General features: G+C 51.8%; 22 protein-coding genes. 12 read left to right on the forward strand and 10 right to left on the reverse strand.

Annotated features, from left to right (window positions below):
• Window positions 1–36 precede the first annotated feature (36 nt).
• Entirely contained in the window at window positions 37–1,224 is a 1,188-nt protein-coding gene (locus AB3U87_RS05840; protein WP_369894707.1) for a pyridoxal phosphate-dependent aminotransferase, read from the reverse strand.
• A gap of 292 nt (window positions 1,225–1,516) precedes the next feature.
• A complete protein-coding gene (locus tag AB3U87_RS05845; RefSeq protein WP_301250786.1) occupies window positions 1,517–2,803 on the reverse strand; it encodes a methyl-accepting chemotaxis protein in 1,287 nt (428 codons plus the stop codon).
• Window positions 2,804–3,206: 403 nt separating this feature from the next.
• Between AB3U87_RS05845 and AB3U87_RS05850 the strand changes: the two genes are divergently transcribed.
• The 5 genes from AB3U87_RS05850 (at window position 3,207) to AB3U87_RS05870 (ending at window position 6,969) form a co-directional block, all read left to right on the forward strand.
• The gene (locus tag AB3U87_RS05850) at window positions 3,207–3,491 is read left to right on the forward strand and encodes a VF530 family protein (protein ID WP_253454085.1); all 285 of its coding nucleotides are present in this window, start codon (window positions 3,207–3,209) and stop codon (window positions 3,489–3,491) included.
• Between the two features lie 142 nt (window positions 3,492–3,633).
• Window positions 3,634–5,013, forward strand: coding sequence for a sugar porter family MFS transporter (locus AB3U87_RS05855; RefSeq protein ID WP_394148679.1), 1,380 nt, complete (start codon window positions 3,634–3,636; stop codon window positions 5,011–5,013).
• A 109-nt stretch (window positions 5,014–5,122) separates the two neighbouring features.
• A complete protein-coding gene (locus AB3U87_RS05860; RefSeq protein ID WP_253454081.1) occupies window positions 5,123–5,674 on the forward strand; it encodes a hypothetical protein in 552 nt (183 codons plus the stop codon).
• Window positions 5,675–5,690: 16 nt separating this feature from the next.
• Window positions 5,691–6,173, forward strand: coding sequence for a hypothetical protein (locus AB3U87_RS05865; RefSeq protein WP_253460976.1), 483 nt, complete (start codon window positions 5,691–5,693; stop codon window positions 6,171–6,173).
• A gap of 442 nt (window positions 6,174–6,615) precedes the next feature.
• Window positions 6,616–6,969: a hypothetical protein gene (locus AB3U87_RS05870; RefSeq protein WP_394148680.1), complete on the forward strand. Its 354-nt coding sequence runs from the start codon at window positions 6,616–6,618 to the stop codon at window positions 6,967–6,969.
• Window positions 6,970–7,086: 117 nt separating this feature from the next.
• Here the strand turns inward: AB3U87_RS05870 and AB3U87_RS05875 are convergent, their stop codons facing one another.
• The 6 genes from AB3U87_RS05875 to AB3U87_RS05900 form a co-directional block, all read right to left on the reverse strand.
• Window positions 7,087–8,253 (reverse strand): zinc-dependent alcohol dehydrogenase, encoded by a 1,167-nt coding sequence (locus AB3U87_RS05875; RefSeq protein ID WP_253454077.1) that lies wholly within the window; start codon window positions 8,251–8,253, stop codon window positions 7,087–7,089.
• On the reverse strand, window positions 8,254–8,784 hold the full coding sequence (locus AB3U87_RS05880) for an SRPBCC family protein (protein ID WP_394148681.1): 531 nt from the start codon (window positions 8,782–8,784) through the stop codon (window positions 8,254–8,256).
• Window positions 8,785–8,909: 125 nt separating this feature from the next.
• A complete protein-coding gene (locus AB3U87_RS05885; protein WP_394148682.1) occupies window positions 8,910–9,206 on the reverse strand; it encodes a hypothetical protein in 297 nt (98 codons plus the stop codon).
• Between the two features lie 54 nt (window positions 9,207–9,260).
• The gene (locus AB3U87_RS05890) at window positions 9,261–9,707 is read right to left on the reverse strand and encodes an NUDIX hydrolase (RefSeq protein ID WP_301729530.1); all 447 of its coding nucleotides are present in this window, start codon (window positions 9,705–9,707) and stop codon (window positions 9,261–9,263) included.
• Window positions 9,708–9,709: 2 nt separating this feature from the next.
• Window positions 9,710–10,078 (reverse strand): MmcQ/YjbR family DNA-binding protein, encoded by a 369-nt coding sequence (locus AB3U87_RS05895; protein ID WP_394148696.1) that lies wholly within the window; start codon window positions 10,076–10,078, stop codon window positions 9,710–9,712.
• A gap of 111 nt (window positions 10,079–10,189) precedes the next feature.
• Window positions 10,190–10,804 (reverse strand): YbfB/YjiJ family MFS transporter, encoded by a 615-nt coding sequence (locus AB3U87_RS05900; protein WP_420883677.1) that lies wholly within the window; start codon window positions 10,802–10,804, stop codon window positions 10,190–10,192.
• Window positions 10,805–10,983: 179 nt separating this feature from the next.
• Between AB3U87_RS05900 and AB3U87_RS05905 the strand changes: the two genes are divergently transcribed.
• The 5 genes from AB3U87_RS05905 to zinT all read left to right on the forward strand — a co-directional run bounded on the left by AB3U87_RS05905 (window position 10,984) and on the right by zinT (window position 16,111).
• Window positions 10,984–13,194, forward strand: coding sequence for a M23 family metallopeptidase (locus tag AB3U87_RS05905; protein ID WP_394148684.1), 2,211 nt, complete (start codon window positions 10,984–10,986; stop codon window positions 13,192–13,194).
• The gene (locus tag AB3U87_RS05910) at window positions 13,194–14,291 is read left to right on the forward strand and encodes a hypothetical protein (RefSeq protein WP_394148685.1); all 1,098 of its coding nucleotides are present in this window, start codon (window positions 13,194–13,196) and stop codon (window positions 14,289–14,291) included. The genes AB3U87_RS05905 and AB3U87_RS05910 overlap by 1 nt, the downstream gene beginning before the upstream one ends.
• A 283-nt stretch (window positions 14,292–14,574) precedes the next feature.
• Complete coding sequence (locus tag AB3U87_RS05915) at window positions 14,575–14,988, forward strand: MmyB family transcriptional regulator (RefSeq protein ID WP_253454062.1); 414 nt, start codon at window positions 14,575–14,577, stop codon at window positions 14,986–14,988.
• 156 nt (window positions 14,989–15,144) lie between these two features.
• Complete coding sequence (locus tag AB3U87_RS05920; protein ID WP_253454060.1) at window positions 15,145–15,360, forward strand: YdgH/BhsA/McbA family protein; 216 nt, start codon at window positions 15,145–15,147, stop codon at window positions 15,358–15,360.
• Window positions 15,361–15,457: 97 nt separating this feature from the next.
• Window positions 15,458–16,111 (forward strand): metal-binding protein ZinT, encoded by a 654-nt coding sequence (gene zinT, locus AB3U87_RS05925; RefSeq protein WP_394148686.1) that lies wholly within the window; start codon window positions 15,458–15,460, stop codon window positions 16,109–16,111.
• Between the two features lie 36 nt (window positions 16,112–16,147).
• On the opposite strand, the gene AB3U87_RS05930 is transcribed toward zinT, so the two are convergent.
• A complete protein-coding gene (locus tag AB3U87_RS05930) occupies window positions 16,148–17,395 on the reverse strand; it encodes an aromatic amino acid transporter (protein WP_394148687.1) in 1,248 nt (415 codons plus the stop codon).
• Between the two features lie 194 nt (window positions 17,396–17,589).
• Here AB3U87_RS05930 and AB3U87_RS05935 point away from each other — a divergent pair, with 194 nt between their 5' ends.
• A complete protein-coding gene (locus AB3U87_RS05935) occupies window positions 17,590–17,844 on the forward strand; it encodes a DUF2534 family protein (RefSeq protein WP_394148688.1) in 255 nt (84 codons plus the stop codon).
• 155 nt (window positions 17,845–17,999) lie between these two features.
• Window positions 18,000–18,791: an SDR family NAD(P)-dependent oxidoreductase gene (locus AB3U87_RS05940; protein ID WP_301729527.1), complete on the forward strand. Its 792-nt coding sequence runs from the start codon at window positions 18,000–18,002 to the stop codon at window positions 18,789–18,791.
• Window positions 18,792–18,943: 152 nt separating this feature from the next.
• Here AB3U87_RS05940 and AB3U87_RS05945 read toward each other — a convergent pair whose 3' ends face one another.
• Window positions 18,944–19,858, reverse strand: coding sequence for a LysR family transcriptional regulator (locus tag AB3U87_RS05945; RefSeq protein ID WP_394148689.1), 915 nt, complete (start codon window positions 19,856–19,858; stop codon window positions 18,944–18,946).
• Window positions 19,859–19,866: the final 8 nt, after the last annotated feature.

Consider the following 19,866-nt stretch of genomic DNA (forward strand, 5'->3'; position numbering starts at 1 on the left):
CATCGCTCCCCTGAACTATACAAGAATAGCCAAAAACTATACCCAGTCCTTCTTACGGAATTCACGCAGCTTATCGGCGACCCACTGCATTTCTTCCGGTGTGCCAAGCGAAATCCGGCACCAGCTGTCGGCTGGTGGAAAAGCGCGGCCGACCAGTACGCCAGACTCTGCCATCCGCTTTTGATACGTTTGCAGCGGCGTTCTGAGCTGGTGGAAAACAAAGTTTCCCTCAGACGGCAGGTAAGGGAGCTGTAGCTCGTCCAGCGCTTTCACTAAAATCTGACGGGAAAGATCGTTGCTCTTTTTGCTGTATGCGATAAACGCATGGTCATCCATAGAAGCCAACGCCGCATCAACGCCGCAGAAATTTATCTTTTCTCCGGCAACATGCTTTTCGAGCCGCGCAATTGCATCCGGGTGCGCCACCGCATAGCCGACGCGCATTCCGGCCATAGCGTGAATTTTAGAAAAGGTCTTCAGCAGGATAATATTATCCATGCCTTGCGCAATCAGCGGCGAGACGGAGCGGAAACGTTGGTCGTTAACAAACTCGGCGTAGGCTTCATCAACAATAAACATCGTATCGGCAGGCTTGCTGGTTATCCATGGTTCAATCAAGTCGGCTGGGGTAATAGTCGCCGTCGGATTATTAGGGTTTACCAGATAAACCAGCGACGGGCCACGATGATTGGCTACGACCGCCTTCATTGCCGCAATATCAAATGCCCAGTTATCAAGCATCTTAACTTTAGCGATCTTCATACCGGCAATCTTTGCGAAATGTTCGCCATCGCCATAGGTCAATTCCGGGATAACCAGCTGCGATCCCTGTGGTGACCAGGCTTCCACCGCCGCCCGAATCCCTTCTGATGAGCCGGCGGTAAGCAATATGGCTGACGGGGAAACCTGGTGATGTTCAGCAACTTTTTGACGCAGCCCGATAATTTCCGCTTTAGCGTAGCGATTTGCTTTTAAGACGGCATCACGTGCGGCAGCCTGCGCTTTGGGCGACATGCCAAGCGGGTTTTCGTTGAAATTAATGCGGACAGGACGATCCGGCGTGGGCGGGGTAAAGGCTGATTTGCTGAGCGGTGCGGCGGCAAAGGTCGCAGCATTAAATCCGGCGGTTAGCGCCGCGCCGCCCGCCATGATGCCGGAAAGCTTCAGTAAGGATCTGCGTTTTGCATCCACGGCCTCGTGATCATTCACCATTACATTCATCATACATTCTCCTTTTTAATCGATGACGAAAAGGAGAATGCAGTAATTATGCCAGTTTCCGCGGCAGATGACCGAGCGCCGTTTGTTAACATCATGTAATAGCTACGGAAGCTTGTTTTCCGGCGCAGGAGGAAGCTTGCTAAGCCCGAAGCCTAAAGATTGCAATCATAAGGCAGGTTTATTTATCACGCCCGTTAGCGCTTTAATGGTGCGCTTACGCACCAAAGGTTATCACTGCCCGTGAAAGCAGCAGAATAAGAAGAGCAGGGAGCCGCCTTGCTCCCTTTTCCTGTGCCTACACATCCAGCCGATGAATAACGCTGACAAACTGGTGCACGCCGCTGTTGATCTCCCGCAGGCTGCGCGAAAGCTCGCTGATTTTATCCTGCTCGGTGACCATAAACTGTTTGACTGAATCCAGCTCCTGGTACATCTGCTTAATCAGCTGCGTATTAACGTCCACCACGGCGGTAATTTTTTGCGTGGCGCTGGCGGTTGAAGCGGCAAGACGGCGAACTTCCGCCGCTACCACGCTAAACCCGCGGCCAGCTTCACCGGCACGAGCGGATTCTATCGCGGCGTTCAGCGCGAGGATATTGGTCTGCGAGGCGATAACGTTAATCGTATCGACCACTTCGCTGATGCTTTTTGCCGATGCGTTCAGCTGGGTGCCAATTTCCGTGGCGGCGCTTACCTGCAACGCGACCTGGCCGGAGTTCCGCACGGTTTCGTCCAGCACTTCATTAGCGTTATGGGTGATTTGCGAGGTTTGTTCCGACGTGGTGACCGCTATATCTGCCACGCGCTTCGCCGCCTCAACGCGGGCCGTAATATCTGAAGCCAGCTTGATAACCTTGCAGACTTTGCCGTCGGCGTCATAGATGGGGTTGTAGCTTGCCTCAAGCCAGATACGTTCGCCGCTGGCGGTTTTACGCTCAAAGCGGCCGACAAAATGCTGGCCTTTGCTGATTTTTTGCCAGAAATCGGGGTTTTCCCGGTAAAAGCTGTCATAACAAAAAATACGATGGTGCTGGTCAACGATGTCCGACAGCGCATAGCCCATATGGGTAAGGAAATTGCTGTTAGCGGTGATTATCTTGCCGTCAGTGGTAAATTCTATCACCGCCATAGAACGATCCAGCGCGGTGATCACCGCTTCTTTCTGCTCCAGCTCCTGATGGCGAGCGGTAATATCAGAGGCTATCTTGATGACCTTATAAACCTCACCCTTATCATCACAAACGGGGAAATAGGTGGCGCTAAGGTAAAAGCGCTGATGCTGTTTACTGAAACGTTCAAAGATACCCGTGACCGACTCGCCTGATGCCAGCGTTTGCCAGAAATGATGATATTCCGATGAGCGGACATAGTCCGTATCGCAAAAAATACGGTGATGCTTGCCCTGGATTTCGCTTAGCGAATAGCCGGTCATCTCCAGAAACTGCTGATTGGCGCTGAGAATTTCTCCATCGGGCAAAAACTCAATCCACGCCACATGCTGCTTAATCGCGTTAATGTCCTTAACAACGGCGCTGCCTTTAGATAAAGACAGGGAAAAACTCGATTTTTTTACACCAAACATAGACAACCCCAGGAAGTTTTCATGATCTCAATGATCCATTGCGGGCCTTTTATCCTCGCCAATGAATACTGTGCGCCGACCGCCAGCGCGGTGACGCATGATTTTCCCGGGTGGAACGTTTTATCCTTTGACTCTACAGAGCAAAGAACCGTGTCTCTTCTCGCACTTCGATGCGGAGGCCGGGATTCTGTCTTGGTAAATTTCCTGATGTGTAGTAACGGGCCAATAAGCCTGTCTATAAACCACTATCGGCAGGCTGGAGAAAAATTTGAGTAAGATGTTTCAAAATGTGCGCTTTGAGCAAGGTTTTGCATAAAGCAGCGCCGCGTAATAAACACGCCCGGTTTGCACCTGACTATGACAGTCAGTATGGTAGCGGCATTATTTTCGCTGAGAGAACGCTATGACTAACCACACTTCAAAAGATCCGCTGCATGGCATGACGTTGGAAGCCATTATCAATGCGCTTGTCGCACGCTACGGTTGGGACGAAATGGGCAAACGCGTTAATATCAACTGCTTTAAAAGCGACCCCAGCGTTAAATCCAGCCTGAAGTTTCTGCGTCGTACGCCGTGGGCGCGGGCAGAGGTTGAGGCGTTATATATTGAATCGCTAAGCGATTCTGCCGAACCTGAACCGCCTGCCGACAGCCCGTGGGCCAACTGGAAAAGCAAAAAAGAAGAGTAGGCAGCGGCTGCCTTGTTTTGCCTTCCGCATTATCCTGCCGCCGGTCGTATCTGAAAATGTGACCGGTAACGCATCGACACCCCGCTTATTTACATAAAGTTAACATTCTTGATGTAAATTGACTTAAGCGAGGGGGTACGGCATGAAGGCCAGTAAAGTTTCAGGGAATCCGTTTACCTGGTTTGTCTGCATGATGGCGGCGCTATCGGGCCTGCTGTTCGGGCTTGATATCGGCGTTATTGCAGGCGCGCTGCCTTTTTTAGCGAAAGATCTGCATATCAGCAATCACGAGCAGGAATGGGTGGTCAGCTCGATGATGTTTGGCGCAGCCATTGGCGCGCTGGCCGCCGGCTGGATGTCCTCGAAGCTGGGACGCAAAAAAAGCATGCTGGCCGGGGCCACGCTGTTTATTATCGGCTCGCTATGGTCGGCGCTTTCGCCGGATGTGGAATCGCTGATATTTTCCCGCGTTCTGCTTGGGCTGGCAGTGGGCGTGGCATCTTATACCGCGCCTCTGTATCTTGCTGAAATTGCGCCGGAACGCATTCGCGGCTCTATGATCTCCATGTATCAACTAATGCTGACCACCGGCATCGTGGTGGCTTATCTTTCCGATACCGCCTTTAGCTATAGCGGCAGCTGGCGCTGGATGCTGGGCGTTATCGCTATCCCGGCGGTGATCCTGTTTATCGGTGTGCTGTTTCTGCCTAACAGCCCACGCTGGCTGGCTTCGCACGGGCGTTTTAACGAGGCGCAGCGCGTGCTGGATCGTCTGCGTAATACCAGCGAGCAGGCGAAGCAGGAGCTGGACGACATCCGGGAAAGCCTGAAGGTTAAACAGCACGGCTGGTCGTTGTTCAGAAACAACGGCAATTTTCGCCGTGCAGTATGGCTGGGGATGCTGTTGCAGCTGATGCAGCAATTTACCGGCATGAACGTGGTGATGTACTACGCGCCGAAAATTTTCGGCATCGCCGGTTTTTCCAGTACCGGCGAGCAAATGTGGGGAACGGTGATCGTCGGCATGGTCAACGTGCTGGCAACCTTAATCGCTATTGGTCTGGTCGACCGTTGGGGACGCAAGCCGATGCTTACGACCAGCTTCCTGGTGATGGCCATCGGTATGGGCGTGCTGGGCACGCTGCTGCATCTGGGCGTTGAAACCGATTTTCGTAAGTACTTTGCAATTGCGATGCTGCTGATCTTTATCGTCGGCTTTGCGATGGCAGCCGGCCCGGTGGTGTGGCTGCTGTGTTCGGAAATCCAGCCGCTGAAAGGCCGCGACTTTGGCATTACCGCCTCCACGACCACTAACTGGGTAGGTAATATGATCGTCGGCGCGACGTTTCTGACCATGCTGGAGAAGTTTGGTAATGCCAATACGTTCTGGTTCTACGCCGCGCTTAACCTGGCGTTTATCCTGCTGACGATATGGCTGGTGCCGGAAACCAAACACGTTACGCTGGAGCATATTGAACGTAACCTGATGAAAGGCAAAGCGCTGCGGGATATCGGCGCCTGAAAAAGACGGTATCAAAGCCAGCTACGTGAATTCTGCAAGGCTCTGGCCCTGTAGATTTTACGTAGCGCGAGCGATTCAATGGGCAAATAAGCGTTTTTATGGATAAATAATGAGATATCAAGCCCGCTTTATGGAGCAAGCGATAACGGCCGGTGAAGTTAACATAGTTCATATCAATCCGTTTGCCGGACAGGGAAAAAAAGACAGAAGGGTGCTTATTAGTGATAATGGCGTGCCAGTCCTGGTTTTACAGCTTTATATCCGCGCTGATGAAGAAGGATTTTTGGTTTCCAGCGCGTTCTGCGACTTTCTGTGTAATGACCACTCTATAGCGATAATCTGCGGCGACCATCTACACATTATCCCAGGCCATTTCCGTAGTTTCCCGCTTGATGACTACGTTGGACACATTTATGCTGTTCCTGATATTAATTCTGTCAGGCTGCATGAGCATTTCCTTGTCGCTACCTACAGCTATGTTTTTCTGGTTCACCTGACTGAAGGCATTCTCTGGCAATCCGCACGATGCGCAATTGATGGCGTGACGCTGTCAGCAATTGAAAATGATGTGATTGAAGGCGAGGGCGACTGGGATCCGCCGGGAGGCTGGCAGCCGTTCCGGCTTTCACTTAAAACCGGTGAGCCGGTTTGCATGGACTAATAGCAAGGAGCGCACATTGAGAATTCATCACGACAATAAAGCCCAAAGACTTTACCGCCGGGTCAACACGACCACGCGGCATCGCTCGAACCACCCGGGCGCCGAGTATCGCCACGAAAGGAATAAAAAAAAGCTGCCTGCTGAAATGCTGCCGCAGCGCGAATCTATGCACGGCAGGCATCAGCGCGGGCTGGATTATTCCCCGTTGTTTTACTTTCTGCTCAGCAAGCTTGGGCAATGCTGGGATGAGGTGTACAGCGAGGCAAAAAGCCGGTTAGATAAACCCGAGCCCATATTCTGGATGGTGGCGCAGCATGAGCACCAGCAGCGCGAGTATGTTTGCTGCGGCGAGTTTAGCTTTTTCCCTGGCTTGTTTATTGATGAACAGGGAATGCTCCAACAGGTTAATCCGCAAATTTCAGCAGAGGATATCCCGGTAACGTGCCGTTGCTGCACGCATACTTTTCTTGGGGAAGTCGTGCCGTGGCGAGAAGAGTGAGCATTGAATTAAAACGGGTCAGCGTGAAGCGCCTTGCCCGGTAACGTAGCCCGTGTTGCCCCATGATGAAACGCTGCATACGGGCGGCGGATTTGCTCAAAGCCGCGCGGGAACGTCAACTGGGGAACAGGGTACAAAGAGCCGCCTTACGGCGACGATCCACATGACCAGTTTTGGATAAAAGCAGGGAATTGATTACGCGAGGAAAGGTAGCCGGACTGTCTGGTACGTCGTTAATTTAACATAATATACATTATGCGCACCGGGATAACGCTACGTGAAAACTATGACTTACCGGCGGTTCATCAATACGTTTTGGAAAAATACGATGAAAACCAGCTTGTCGCAAAGCTTAGCTCGCTGCATCAGCCCTGGCGGCTGAAGTCTATCAAATCGTTGCCGATAACCTCTACAGTGCTGTTTAACCCTTGATGGTGTTTGCATGAATAAAATTCTTCCACTGTTCGCTTTAGGCTTTTCCTTTTGCAGTTCCGCTGCTGTAGATCCCGGACCGGGAACATATGTGTGTGATATCCGCATAACCAGTTCCCGAACTGAAACGCTGGTATTGCCGGAAGCGGCGCTTGTTCAGGATCATGGCAGTGACTATCAGGTGAAAATGCTTGGTAACGAAGTGGCGTCGCCAGAACTGGCAAGCGTGATGGGCGGAGTCAAACAGCAGGCCACCGTTAACGGGGTGACATTTTTCAGGCGAGCTAAATATGACGATCGCTTTATCATTGAAAACACCAACACGGGCTTCTTTTATCGCCTGAGGCACTGCAAAAAAATGTAGGGCGCCGCCAAAAACAGATAGCGGCGCCCTTTTCTTTCATTAATATCACCACGTTCATGCCGGTATATTGCTACATCAGCCGCAACAACATTCCCGGCCATACCGCACGGCGAATGTTCAGGGAGCGAAAATCGCTCTGACGCAGCCGTCTTCCTTGTGCTTGAACATTTCATAGCCGCGCGGCGCGTCTTCCAGCGAGAAACGGTGCGTCGCCATAAACGCCGGATTCAGCTCGTTTTTTGCCACGTGATCCAGCAGCCGATGCATATAACGCTGCCCATGCTGCTGCGCGGTACGGATGGTCAGGCTTTTATTGATCATCAGCCCCAGCGGAAATTTATCCATCACGCCATATACGCCAAGAATGGCGATATTGCCGCCTTTGCGACAGGCATAGAGCGCCTGACGCAGCGCCGCGCCGACGTCCGTTTCCAGATGCAGCAGCTGTTTGGTTTTGTCGTATACCTGGCTTAAACCTTCACCTCGCGCCTCCATACCGACCGCATCGATGCAGCTGTCCGGGCCGCGTCCGCCGGTAAGTTCCAGCAGCGCCTCGTTGATATCCACCTGGGTATAATCCAGCGTGATGCTGCCGGCATAGTCGCGCGCCATCGCCAGCCGCTCCGGATAGCGATCGATGCCGATAACCTGATGCGCACCCATCAGCCATGCGCTCTGCTGCGCCATCAGGCCAACGCCGCCACAGCCCCAGACCACCACGGTGTCGCCAGGATGGATATTACAAAAATCCGCGCCCATATAGCCCGTGGGCGCGGCGTCGGACAGAAACAGCGCCTGCTCATCGGTTACGCCATCCGGGATCACAAAGCAGTCGTTATCGGCAAAAGGTACGCGGACGTATTCGGCATGGGAACCTGCGTAGCCGCCAAAAGCGTGGCTGTAGGCATAAATGCCGCCGGTCGGATGGCCCAGCACCGTCTCGCCTTTTTCCCATTGGGGATGGGTGTTATCGCAGCAGGAAGGCAGCTCATGCTGGCAATACCAGCAGGAACCGCAGGAAATAAAGGAAGGAACCACCACCCGATCGCCACGGCGGATATTTTTCACCGCGCTGCCTACTTCAACCACCTCGCCCATAAATTCATGACCAAGGATATCGCCCTCGCGCATGCTGGGGATCAGCCCGTCGATAACATGCAAATCGGAGCCGCAGGTGGTGGTCAGGATAACGCGAATAATGGCATCGTGAGGATTAAGCAGACCGGGATCCGCCACTGTTTCAACGCTGAGATCGTTAACGCCATTCCAGCAAAGTGCGCGCATTTATTTCTCCTTATCCTGACGTTCGGCATGGCGGCCAGCGGGCTGACCGTTAATTGTAGGGATCTCTCCGGTTTCGGCGAGGCTTTTAAAGCGATGCAGCGCGATGCTGGCAATCTCTTTAGGCAGCAGATCGAAAAAGGTGGTCACTTTTTTACCCAGGGTGCCGCCAGGCGGCGTGAAAGTCAGGGTTAATGCCAGCTCGGTTCCCCATTCGCCGGGCGCCGGCGTCAGCATCAGCTTGCCCTCGTTAGGGATATCAGCGCCTTCCAGCGACTGCCAGGCAATAATCTCACCCGGCTGCGCCTCTACGATACGGCTTTCCCAGGCATATTTTTTCCCGAGCGGGCCATCGATCTGCCAGTGCGCATCGCTTTTATTGATCGGCGTGACCTTTGCGAAATGGCTCATAATGCGCGGTAAGGTATCCGGCGCCAGCCAGAGAGCAAAAAGATCGGTGGCGGGAAGTCCTATGGATATCCAGCGGCGGAGCGTCAGTTCTTTAGCGGATTCAGGTAGCGGTTTTCTGGCCAAATGTTCCCCCTGTAAGGTACAAAAAGCGGTGTTCGATGTAGTTGAGTTAAGTTCAGAAAGGCGAATGCTGCGAGCGAAATTGCGCTGTGCAGACGCAACAGGCGCCGGGCTATCCCCGGCAGGATTTATTGCTGGCTATTTTGCCAGTGCTGCTCGCAGTGCTCCCTGGCTTCGGCAGGCAGATCGCGCAGGTCCGGCAGGCTGTCGCCAGAGCCGTAACCCATCGCTTCGGTGGCTTCTTTCTGTTCATCCTCTGCGGCAAAGCTGAGCGTCTCATCCAGCTTTTGCCAGCCAGCGTCGTCTTTGCGGTAAATTACCGCATGGGTTGGCATGCTCTCGTCATCGCCATAAATTTCATATTTCTGCACCGGCGCGTCTTCCGGGCCAAACTGTAGCGTGTCGATCAGAACTGAATCAGCCATCTTGCTTCTCCTCTGTAATTGAAAAGTAAGGGTAGTCTAAAGATTCAGGTGCTGTCAGGCGGATAGCGAAGCGAGGATGGTGGCCAGGCCCTGAGGATAGATAATCTCAGCGGTGGTCTGTAACTCAGCCATGTGCCACCAGCGGTGGTCGCTGATAACACGCTTTTCATTACGACTCCAGCCGTGAGTGCTGATAGCGTGGCTTTGTACCCACACCACGTAAAATTTTTCCAGCGCCCTGACCTTCTCGCCATCCGGCAGCGTCATGACAAAACTTTGTTGCGCGATGCTACTGCCAATATCGGCACAAACAATCCCGGTTTCTTCCCTCAGTTCTCTGATAGCGGCCTGAGCAAATGATTCGCCCTGCTCAACGCCGCCGCCGGGCGTTGCCCAATAGGTCTGTCCCGCCAGCGCATCCGTTGTATGGCGATATCTGAACAGCAATATCCGTTGGCCTTCATCAAGGATCAAAAGCCGGGCTGCCGGACGAACACGCATTTTTATTTCCTTTCAGATTGGTAAGTCAGGCCGTGGCTGTCCGCAAGTAATTCAAAGACTTCTGATGATGATAAAGGGCCGGCAAGGATCACGCTGATCCAGTGTCCTTTATTCATATGATAAGCGGGCAGAATGCCCTCTTTCAGACGCAGCGAACCGATGTGCTCCGGCCTGACTTTTACATTAAGGATATCTACCCTCTCTTCATGCTCCAGCCCCAGTTTTGTACCGGGCACATTCATAACGATAGCGAACAATTTCTTGCCATTGGCATGACGAAGTACGGCATAACCCGGCTGGTTGCGCCAAAGGTATTCCGGTTCTGACTGAAAGTTTTCCCGAACGTAGCTGAATAATGTCTCTCTTTCCATGACGTCTCCTGCCGCAAGAAAAATCGCCTTTGGATTATGCCCCTGCTGCGGCGGAATGGCGAAGAACTTTGCCATACAAAAGGCCGCTTTCGACAAGACCTTGTCACTGATTTATGCAGTATTTTTAATGCCGAGCAGCACCAGGATGCCACCGGCAACAAGCCCTGCCGCAGCCAGCAACAGCGCCGGTTCCAGCGAATGAAACAGCGTCACGCTTAACGACGAAATCAGCGGGCCAATCAGCTGCCCCGTTGCGTAACCGGAAGTCAGTACCGCTACCGTCCGCGCCACGGCACCCTGCGTAACTTCACGCGCCAGCCGCATCGAAAGCTGCATGATGGAAAGAAAACCCAGCCCGGTTAACAGCGTGGCGATAAGCAGCCCTTTCGCGTCGTGGAAAAAAACCACGCTGGCGACGCCCGCGCCCTGCACTATCATGGCCGTAGCCAGCGCAGGCTGCGTACGGATACGCGCGGCAAAGGCAATAACCAGCAGCACGCCCGCTACCGCCGCCAGCCCAAACAGTGGCCAGAAAAAGGCGGCCTGGTTGCAGGTAGCGGCGGAGAGCAGCGTAACCAGCACCGTCGCCATCAGGCCCGTTTTTAAATAAAAGGTATGATGGCGTTTTAATTTACTGACGTGGATGGCGCCCAGCAAATAGCCGATGTAGTTCATCGCCGCCAGGATCCCCGCGCTGGAAAGCGTAAGAAAGCCATCCTCAATCATTAAAGGGATTTGTGGCGTTAAAGAAAAACGGCCAATGCCCATCACGGCGACAAGGGTAATGATCCCCTTAAGGAGGCGTAAGTATTCCGTATTTTCTTTGCCAGTGGACAATGCTTATTTAAATAAAATTGCGCTATTCTGCGCTTTTATGAATTATACAAATCAGACAGGGAGTCAGCATGATAATCAGTCCACCGTTTGTCCGTCCCCGGAACGCCGGAGAAAGCGATCCGTCATGGGTCAACAGAATGATGCCCGTGGATATAAACCGGGATTTCCCGCTCAACCGGCATGCGTCATGGCACGGTGGTGTGCATGTTCTCCACACCGACCGCCGCGAGGAAGGCTACGACCGCATTGAGTTCGTCCGCGCCATTGCGGACGGGGAGGTTGTTTCTTTTCGTTCTCCGTCTTCCACAGACAAACGCGATGCATTCCCGCTGAATTATGATGGCAGAACCAATGACGGGTACGTGCTGCTGAAGCATCAGACCGATATCGGTGAAAACTGTAGCGTCGTGTATTACTCCCTGTACATGCATCTCATGGACCGGCTGGACCCGTCAATCAGGGCCGGCGCAAGAGTCTGGCGCAAGGACCGCATCGGGCAGAGCGGTACGGTGGATAACGTGAATGCTTTTCACTTTGAGGTGTTCTGTGACAACGAAAACATGCTGAAACTGACCGGGCGCACCATGCCTGAACTCGATATCACCCGTGACGACAGAACCGATACCCTATACGGCGATATCCATTTTTATCTGCCACCCGGTACACACTTTTATGAATCGGTGTCTGACGCGGCCTCACCGGACACGAACCGCCTGAATACAGTTCATACCACCACGGAACCACTCTTCGTCAGCATGACTTTCGGAAAAGGCGACTGCTCGATGATTACCCGCAGGCAGAACACCACCACCGAGGCACGTTTCGACATGGTGGGGGAGCCGCTGATGAATGCCGATGCTGACCAGCTTGATAATGGCCAGGTTACTGTGCTGAAGTATGAGTACAACCTGTACAATACGGCTAAACGTCTGTACCCCCAGAACCCATCAGCTGGGTTTGAATTGCTTCGTTTCGGGCGGGTCATCAGTACTGAACATGAAACCCTGACGCCCGCTGATGCCCCGCTGTGGCGTACCGTCAGCTTCCCCGGCGGAACGGGCATAGTCAATCTGGCCTCCCCTGACATCAAAAAATTCAGCGATGCCGACTTCCCGCACTGGATGGGGTGGCGGATGGTGGACGATGACACGGACAACAACAGCCAGTGTAATTCTCCCCTTATCGCCGGATTACAGGACAGCGGGCATTTCAGTGACCTGAGTAGCCATCTGGTCTGCCGTTTTCCGCTGGAGTGGAATGCCGCCACCTTTGACCCGCGCTATGTTTGGTTGAAAATGGGGGCTGACGATACCCCTGCCATGTCAGAAGAAGACTTTGACCGGCTGAAAAGTCATGCTTCGGCGCTGTGTTTTGACACGGGCGAACTCGGTACAAGCAGGATGTGGCATTTTCATCCGACGGCTTTTATTGCCCATTTCCGCAAGTGCTGTTGGATAAGTAAGCAGGAGCTAAAACAACTTATCCCCCTGAACGTGATAAGAATGGCTCGTCGTAATAGTTATCTCTGGGAACCAATAGTCTATAGAGATGCGACTGGAAGTATGGCTGATAGTATTCGTATTCACCTGAATAAGGGAATGCAAAAATATCTGATCAATACACCTCTGCGTATTGCCTGCTTCCTTGGGAATGCTATACAGGAAACGCAGTGGTTAACCCAAAGAGAAGAGGCTGGAAGCCGACAAATTTGGTATTATCCATGGCATGGGCGAGGGTTATTGCAACTAACAAGCCCAAGTAACTACTTTGACTACTTTAGTTTTCGTGGCCTCATATACACTAATGATATAAAAAGTAGATTATCTACAGAATACAATCGTCTGTATACAAACAGAAATATCAGACAAACAGACAATCATCTGTCAGATACAGAAAATGATATTCCTCATAATGTTATTACGTGGAGAAATAACGTCAGTAGTAACGATTATGACGTCGTTGGCAGTGCTGGTTTTTATTGGGTTTCGGCTTATATGGCTTATCATTCAGATGCAGAGCATGAGCTTGAAAGATGTAGCTTAAATACAAACTCCAGACTAAAAATATACTACCGTAGTCCTGCCTTCTGGAAGGCCAGTGCTTCAGTTAATCTACCTGGAAGAATAAACACTCTATACTCAACAGCCCTCAATGGATTCAATGATCGCTGCTGCGTATACGGCAGTGCTATTTCAGTACTCACTGAGCAAAAATTCCCAGACAACAATGGCAATGCAATAGTCGAAAAACCTGAATCAAACCAGTTAAGGAGAGGGTGATGAACAGAGTTCTATTATTTCCAATTTTAATTTTCTTTATCGCATCTCCACTTTTCGCTGCTCAACTACGCAGCCAGCATGATGTAGAGCCTGACAATTCTGCATTAACATTACTTCATAATACCATGGCAGAGATGCTTCAAAACGAACCAAGACAAGGGCTGGAAAAAATAGCAGATAAATTTCCATTAACAAACTACACTGAATTTACAATCAACACTGAAGCATCAATAAAAACAATCAAAAAGCCCTCCACTAAGATTAGTAATGATGAATGGCAGGCTTTTATCAACACAACTTTCAGTGCTGACTCGGAAAATGGAGAGGTTAATTGCAAACTTGTTGATCTTGATGGTGATGGAGAGCGAGATCTCATTATTAGTAACTACTCAGGAGGGACTGGGTTATTTAGTTACACAGGGGTTCTAAAACGGGTTGGTAATAAATTCGTCGATATAAATAACAATGCTGAAAATGACACTCAGGTTATAACAGGTGCTCTATATTCAGAAAATGGGCGCGGAGCCAATCAGTGGGGGCAGTGGGTTCGCATTAATGAACGAGTCTATGCACTTTGGTTTAATGGTGAATATGATGAAGACACCTTTTATTTATTGCGGCCATTTAATACAAACAATAAAATTCCAGGTATAACCATTTATTATCAGTACGAATACGATAACTCCTCGATTGAACCGCAAGACGAAGGAGAGCAGTTAAATCCAGCATTAAACGATCACGACAAAAATCAGTTAATTAAATCACTCAATACTAAGAAGTATTATTTCAATAAGCAAAAAGAAGAACAAGAGACTATTTGCCCAATCCCAGCAGGTACATCATCTGAAGATGCAGCGAATTATAGGACTGAAATTGCTGGAAGTTATGTCACTCAACCTGTCGCAGTTATCCCTGTTTGGTTGAACGGGACGTGTTTCATCGGTTCTGTTGAAAGCTATTTTGGTCGTGGTGAGCTAATGACTATTAGTTCACCGAAAGATTTGAATATCATTGGCACTTACTCGATTACGGGGTTACGCCATATAAAATCAATAAAAAGTGGATGGAAATCCAGAGAGGAAAACATTCCCTTATAATCGGAACTTTTGAAGATTCAGAGGAACCGGCTGAGCATAACATTCTCTGTCAGCGACAGTAGTAAGATACTGCGGCGTTGATGGAGGCCCGCTGGCCAAATTTAAAATAAATATAAACAATGAATTATCGTCTTACCGTACATTTCCTTTCCATTGGACCTCAAATCCCTAAACAGCTAAGGTTCTCGCAAGCAAAAGGATCTAATAAGGATCTTTTTGCTTGCCTTGGCTTACCATAATCTCTTAGCGTGAGTTTTCGTTCCACTGAGCGTCAGACCCCAATATAGATATTCTCTACTGGAACGAAGCGGCCAGAAGCCAGATTTTTGACTGGTCGACTATCCCCGAAGACGATCGTAACTCGCTGAAGCTGATGTTTATCAGCGACGACTATAAGCAAAAAATCCATCACTGGGAGCTGGCCGCGCAGCATACTATTGCCGCCTTTCGCACCTATTACGCTGCCAGCAACTATGCAGAAGATTTCGGGCGGGTGATTGACGATCTTACCGCCCGCAGCGAGGCGTTCCGGGAGATGTGGCATCGTCAGGACGTCAGCAAGTTCGGCACGGGCAACAAGGCTATTATCGATAGCCAGGGAAAAATCAGTCATTACACCTATAGCGCGCTGGAAGTGGAAAGCGCGCCGGGTATCTTTCTTATCTTTTATCTTTGCCGCGCTTCAGAACAGCCATAACCCTTATTTACAGGGCGTACGCGCCCTCTTCTTTTTCAGTTTTATTGATTAAGAATGGCAAAACTATCGGCTTTCAAACCCGCACCAACGCGCTTATCATTCCTTACATCAAGGCGACATGCCTTTAAATCTGATAATTAAAGTAAGGAACCTTCCATGAAAGCCATCAAAAAATTAGTTGTTTTTACCGCCCTTTCACTGATCTCTTCCGTGAGCTTCGCCCAAAGCGTCACCGCCTGTGCTTCCACCCTGGACGCCGCCGAAGCGCAGATTTCAGCTCAGGCAAAAGCGGCCAACGCCTCTTACCGCATTACCGAAGCCAATTATAACAACGGCGTTCATATGACCGCGGTTCTTTCTGCTAAAGAGTAATAGCCAGCTATGGCCTCCGTTACTGGCGGCGCAACTTCATTGCTGCCCGCCCAAATGTTATGTTATAACATTTAAAAATTACGGGACGGAGGATGGTATGTTGGCGGCAAAAGTAAAAAACGTGGGCCTGGCGCTGGGCGCCCTGCTGATGTGCGGACAGGTTTTTGCACATGGTGCCCACTCGCACGGTAAGCCATTGAGCGAAACCGAACAGAAAGCGGCGGAAGGCGTTTTTAATAACCAGGACGTTAAGGAAAGAAGCCTGACGGACTGGGACGGCGTCTGGCAGTCGGTCTACCCTCTGCTGGACAGCGGCGAGCTTGATCCCGTGCTGCAAAAGAAAGCCGAAAAAGATAAAAGCAAAACCGTTGAGCAACTTAAAGCGTATTACCGCAAGGGCTATGCCACCGATATCGATACGCTGGCGATTGAAAACGATGTTATCGAGTTTCGTCGCGGCGACCAGGCCAGCAGCTGTCACTATCACTACAAGGGTCATCAGATCCTGACGTATGCTTCGGGAAAAAAAGGCGTTCGCTATCTGTTTGAATGCCGCGACGCCAACAGCAAGGCACCAAAATACGTGCAGTTCAGCGATCACACCATTGCGCCCCGCAAATCGGCTCACTTCCATATTTTTATGGGCAACACCTCTCAGGAAGCGTTGCTAAAGGAAATGGACAACTGGCCTACTTTTTATCCGTGGCAGCTGACCAACGCTCAGGTGGTTGATGAGATGCTGCATCACTAAAAAAACGGCCCGGTTAATACCGGGCCGGATAAATAGTTAGCCGCGAAAAACAGGCAGCCAGCCAAGCCAGCTCAGTGTCCACGCCAGCACGTTCAGCCCGCCAAACAGCATTACAACGACAATGGCTACATTTTGCCTGCCGGCGAGCGTGGTCGCTTCCGGAAACTTCTGCTGCGCTTTTCGCGCCAGCAGCGCAGGCACAATCACCGCCCACAGCGTGGCGAACAGACCGGCAAAGCCAATCGCGGCGATAAAGCCGTTCGGAAACCACAGGGAAGCGCACAGCGCCGGTAAAAACGTCAGACAGGCCGTTTTTAATCGGCCCAGCCGCGTATCCGCCATCTGCAATCGGTCGGCAATAAAATCAAACAGCCCTGCCGTCACGCCAAGAAACGAGCAGATCACCGCGAAGTGCGAGAAGACATCCATCAGCAGCGCCAGCGCGCTGACGTGCAGATAGCGCCGTAAGGCCGCCATCAGCGCCTCGATATCCCCGCCCGCATCGATAATGGCAGGGAAAGAGGCGCGCGGAAGATTGCCCATCGTGCCGGTCAGCCAGAACAGATAGATCACCAGCGACATAAAAGTCCCCAGCATCAGCGCTCGATTTACCTGTTTTTTATCGCCCGCATAGTAGCCGATCAGGCCGCTGATATTGCCGTGATAGCCGAAGGAGGCAAGGCAGAACGGCAGCACCGCCAGCGTATAAGGCCAGTAGGCCTGCCCGGAGGCGCCGCTGTTAGCCAGCGTGGCAATATCCAGCTGCGTCAACAGCCCGCCAAACAGCGTCACCAGCAGCAGGATTTTCGCCAGCACGCAGAAGGTCATCAGTCGGCTGACGCCTTTGGTGCCCAGCCAGACCACTGCCGCCACGCACAGCGTGAGCATGATTTTGGCGTCCGCCACGGAAAGATGCAGACCCGCGCGATTTAAAGAGCTCTGGTAGACCGGCCCGCTGGCGGAGATATAGGCATAGGTAAGAATGCCCAGCACAAACAGAATGCTCAGCCCGTTTACGGCCGCCCAGCCGCGTCCGAGCAAATCGCGCGTGATGGTATCAAAACCGGCGCCCAGCGGAAAATGCTGGCTGGCCTGCACAAACAGTAATCCTGTCAACAACATGCAGACCCAGCTGACCATCAGGATCAGCAATGACCAGCCGTACCAGGCGCCGGCCATGACCACGGGAAGCGTAAACATACCGGCGCCAACCACGGTTCCGCAGATGATCATCGCGCCCCACCATACCGAAGGCCGATGGCGGGCTAACGAACTCTCCCTCATAAGTTTCCTGCTAAATAAATGACGTTAAGCCCGCAATTCTACTGCAAATGCCCCGCTATAACTGTACATAATTCCGCCCGACGGCGAAAAACCGCACGCGGCTGAATTGAGGGGACGGTTTTGCCGAGTTTCAGGAACGTTTTGCAAAGGGAGTTGTTATACTGCGGCGCACTATTTGCTTGTGGAAACGGGTTATGAAACGGAAAGAAACAAAGCGGTTTATCGCCGCGCTGGCTGTTGTGCTGGTTATCGCACTTACCGTGATGTCGAAAGTAATGATCGGCGGCGCGATTGACGAATACCATATTCCTTTACACGACTGGTCAGCGGGCATGCTGGCGCCACAGCTGTTTATGATCGCCGTCTATTCGCTGGTCTTTACCGGCCTGCTGGCTATTCCGCTCTGGTACTGGTTTTTGGGCGAAAATGTTGACTCAAAGCGTCATTGAATCGCATTCAACCAAAATAAGATGTTGATTTAAAATATTTTATTTGAGAAGCCAGCGACAACGCGCCATTGAACGTGCGCAGGCTGCCCGCGTCCCGCTTTTTTGCTGCTACGGTTAAAAGACCGCTAACGCAGAATATAAAAAGAGGATCGGGCATGAATAAAATTGCATTGATTACCGGGGCTTCCAACGGGATCGGGCTGGAACTGGCCAGAATTTTTGCGAAAAATGGTTATGACATTGTGGCCGTAGCGCGTAATGAGGAAAAACTGCACAAGGCCTGCGAGGATCTGCGCGGCTACGGCACAAAGATCCACGCACTAAGCGTGGATTTAAGCCGCTATGATGAGATCGAAAAGCTGAAGCAGCGCGTCGATAACGACGGGCTGGCGCTGGATGCGCTGGTTATTAATGCCGGTCAGGGGCTGGGCGGCCGCTTTATTGGCGGCACGGCGCTGGAAAAAGAGCTACAGCTAATCCGCCTTAACGTCGATTCTTACGTTCATATGGCTAAAATTTTCCTGCCTGCGATGATCGAACGTCAAAGCGGCCACGTCCTGATGACCTCTTCCATCTCCGGCACCTCGCCCATCCCTTTTGAGGCGATTTATGGCGCGAGCAAAGCCTTCGTCAATTCCTTCTTCTGGGCCATTCGCAACGAGCTGAAAGGCTCGGGCCTGAATATGACGCTGCTGATGCCCGGCGCGACGGAAACCAACTTCTTTAAGAACGCAGGCCAGGCCAATACCAAAGTTGGTGCCAGTCAGCCGACCAAACCGGCGGAAGTGGCCGAACGCGCCTGGTATGCACTGATGAGCGGTCATGAATATGTTTACGGCAGCGATGAGGCGGAACATGAGGGCGACGTGCTGAACCGCATTCAGAGCGAATCGCAAAAGGCGCAGCGCCACCGCATTATTTCAGAGCCGGATTCGGCGTCACGCTAATCCTTCTGCCTGCCGGTAAAATCGGCAGGCAATGCTTATTTAATAAGCTATGCCTTTGTCTTTGTTGAATAAAATTAAATTATGCCGTTATATATCCCCGGTAATTTTCTGACCAAGGGCTTTATCGTTTAATCCGTCTCAACATCAGTATTTCATTCACTTCCCACATTGATACGAGCCGGAAACGTCTCTGTTAACCAGTCGATAAAAACGCGCAGGCGGTGCGTGACGTGGCGATTTTGCGGGTAAACTACATGAAAAGGATAAGGCGCTGGCCGCCACGCCTGCAGGATTTCCTGGAGCTGGCCGGTTCTCAACGCTTCGCAGGCCGCGTAGGTAAACGTCTGTACGATACCCAAGCCGGCCAGCGCTGCCGCAAGATGCGCGTTGCTTTCGTTTACGCCGAGCCGGTACGGCGCTTTGATTTCCATTTTTTCTCCCTGCCGTGCGAAGCGAAACGGAAAAGCCCTGCCGCTGTCCGACGAGAGATAGCTAACCAGCCGATGGCCATTGTTCAGCTCCTGCGGGCTGGCAGGCAAGCCGTAGCGCTTCAGATAGCCCGGCGTGGCGCAGGTAATCAGCGTGGCAAAACCAATCTGCCTGGCAACCAGCGATGAATCCGCAAGCGGGCCGCCGCGAATAACGCAGTCCACGCTGTCGCCGATGAGATCGACTGCGCGATCCGACACCCCCAGATCGATACGGATATCCGGATAGCAGGCCATAAATTCAGGCAACGCCGGGATCAGCACGTCACGGGCCGTAGAGCCGCCAATATCAATACGCAACTGCCCGTGCGGCTGGCCGCGAATAGCGGTAAAAGCGCCGTCAATATCTTCCAAATCCTTCAGGATCCGGGCGGTTTTTTCATAATACTCGCGTCCTTCGGGCGTGACGGTAACGCGACGGGTGGTGCGCTGTAACAGCCTGATACCCAGATGCGCCTCCAGCTGCTGCACCAGTTTACTTAGCGTCGCGTTGGGCATCGAAAGCGAATCCGCCGCGCGGGTAAAATTTCCCGTTTCCACTACGCGGGCAAAAGCCCGTATCGCCATAAGCTGATCCATCTCTTTTG

This window comes from Erwinia plantamica, assembly GCF_043420595.1.
GTDB lineage: Bacteria > Pseudomonadota > Gammaproteobacteria > Enterobacterales > Enterobacteriaceae > Erwinia > Erwinia aeris.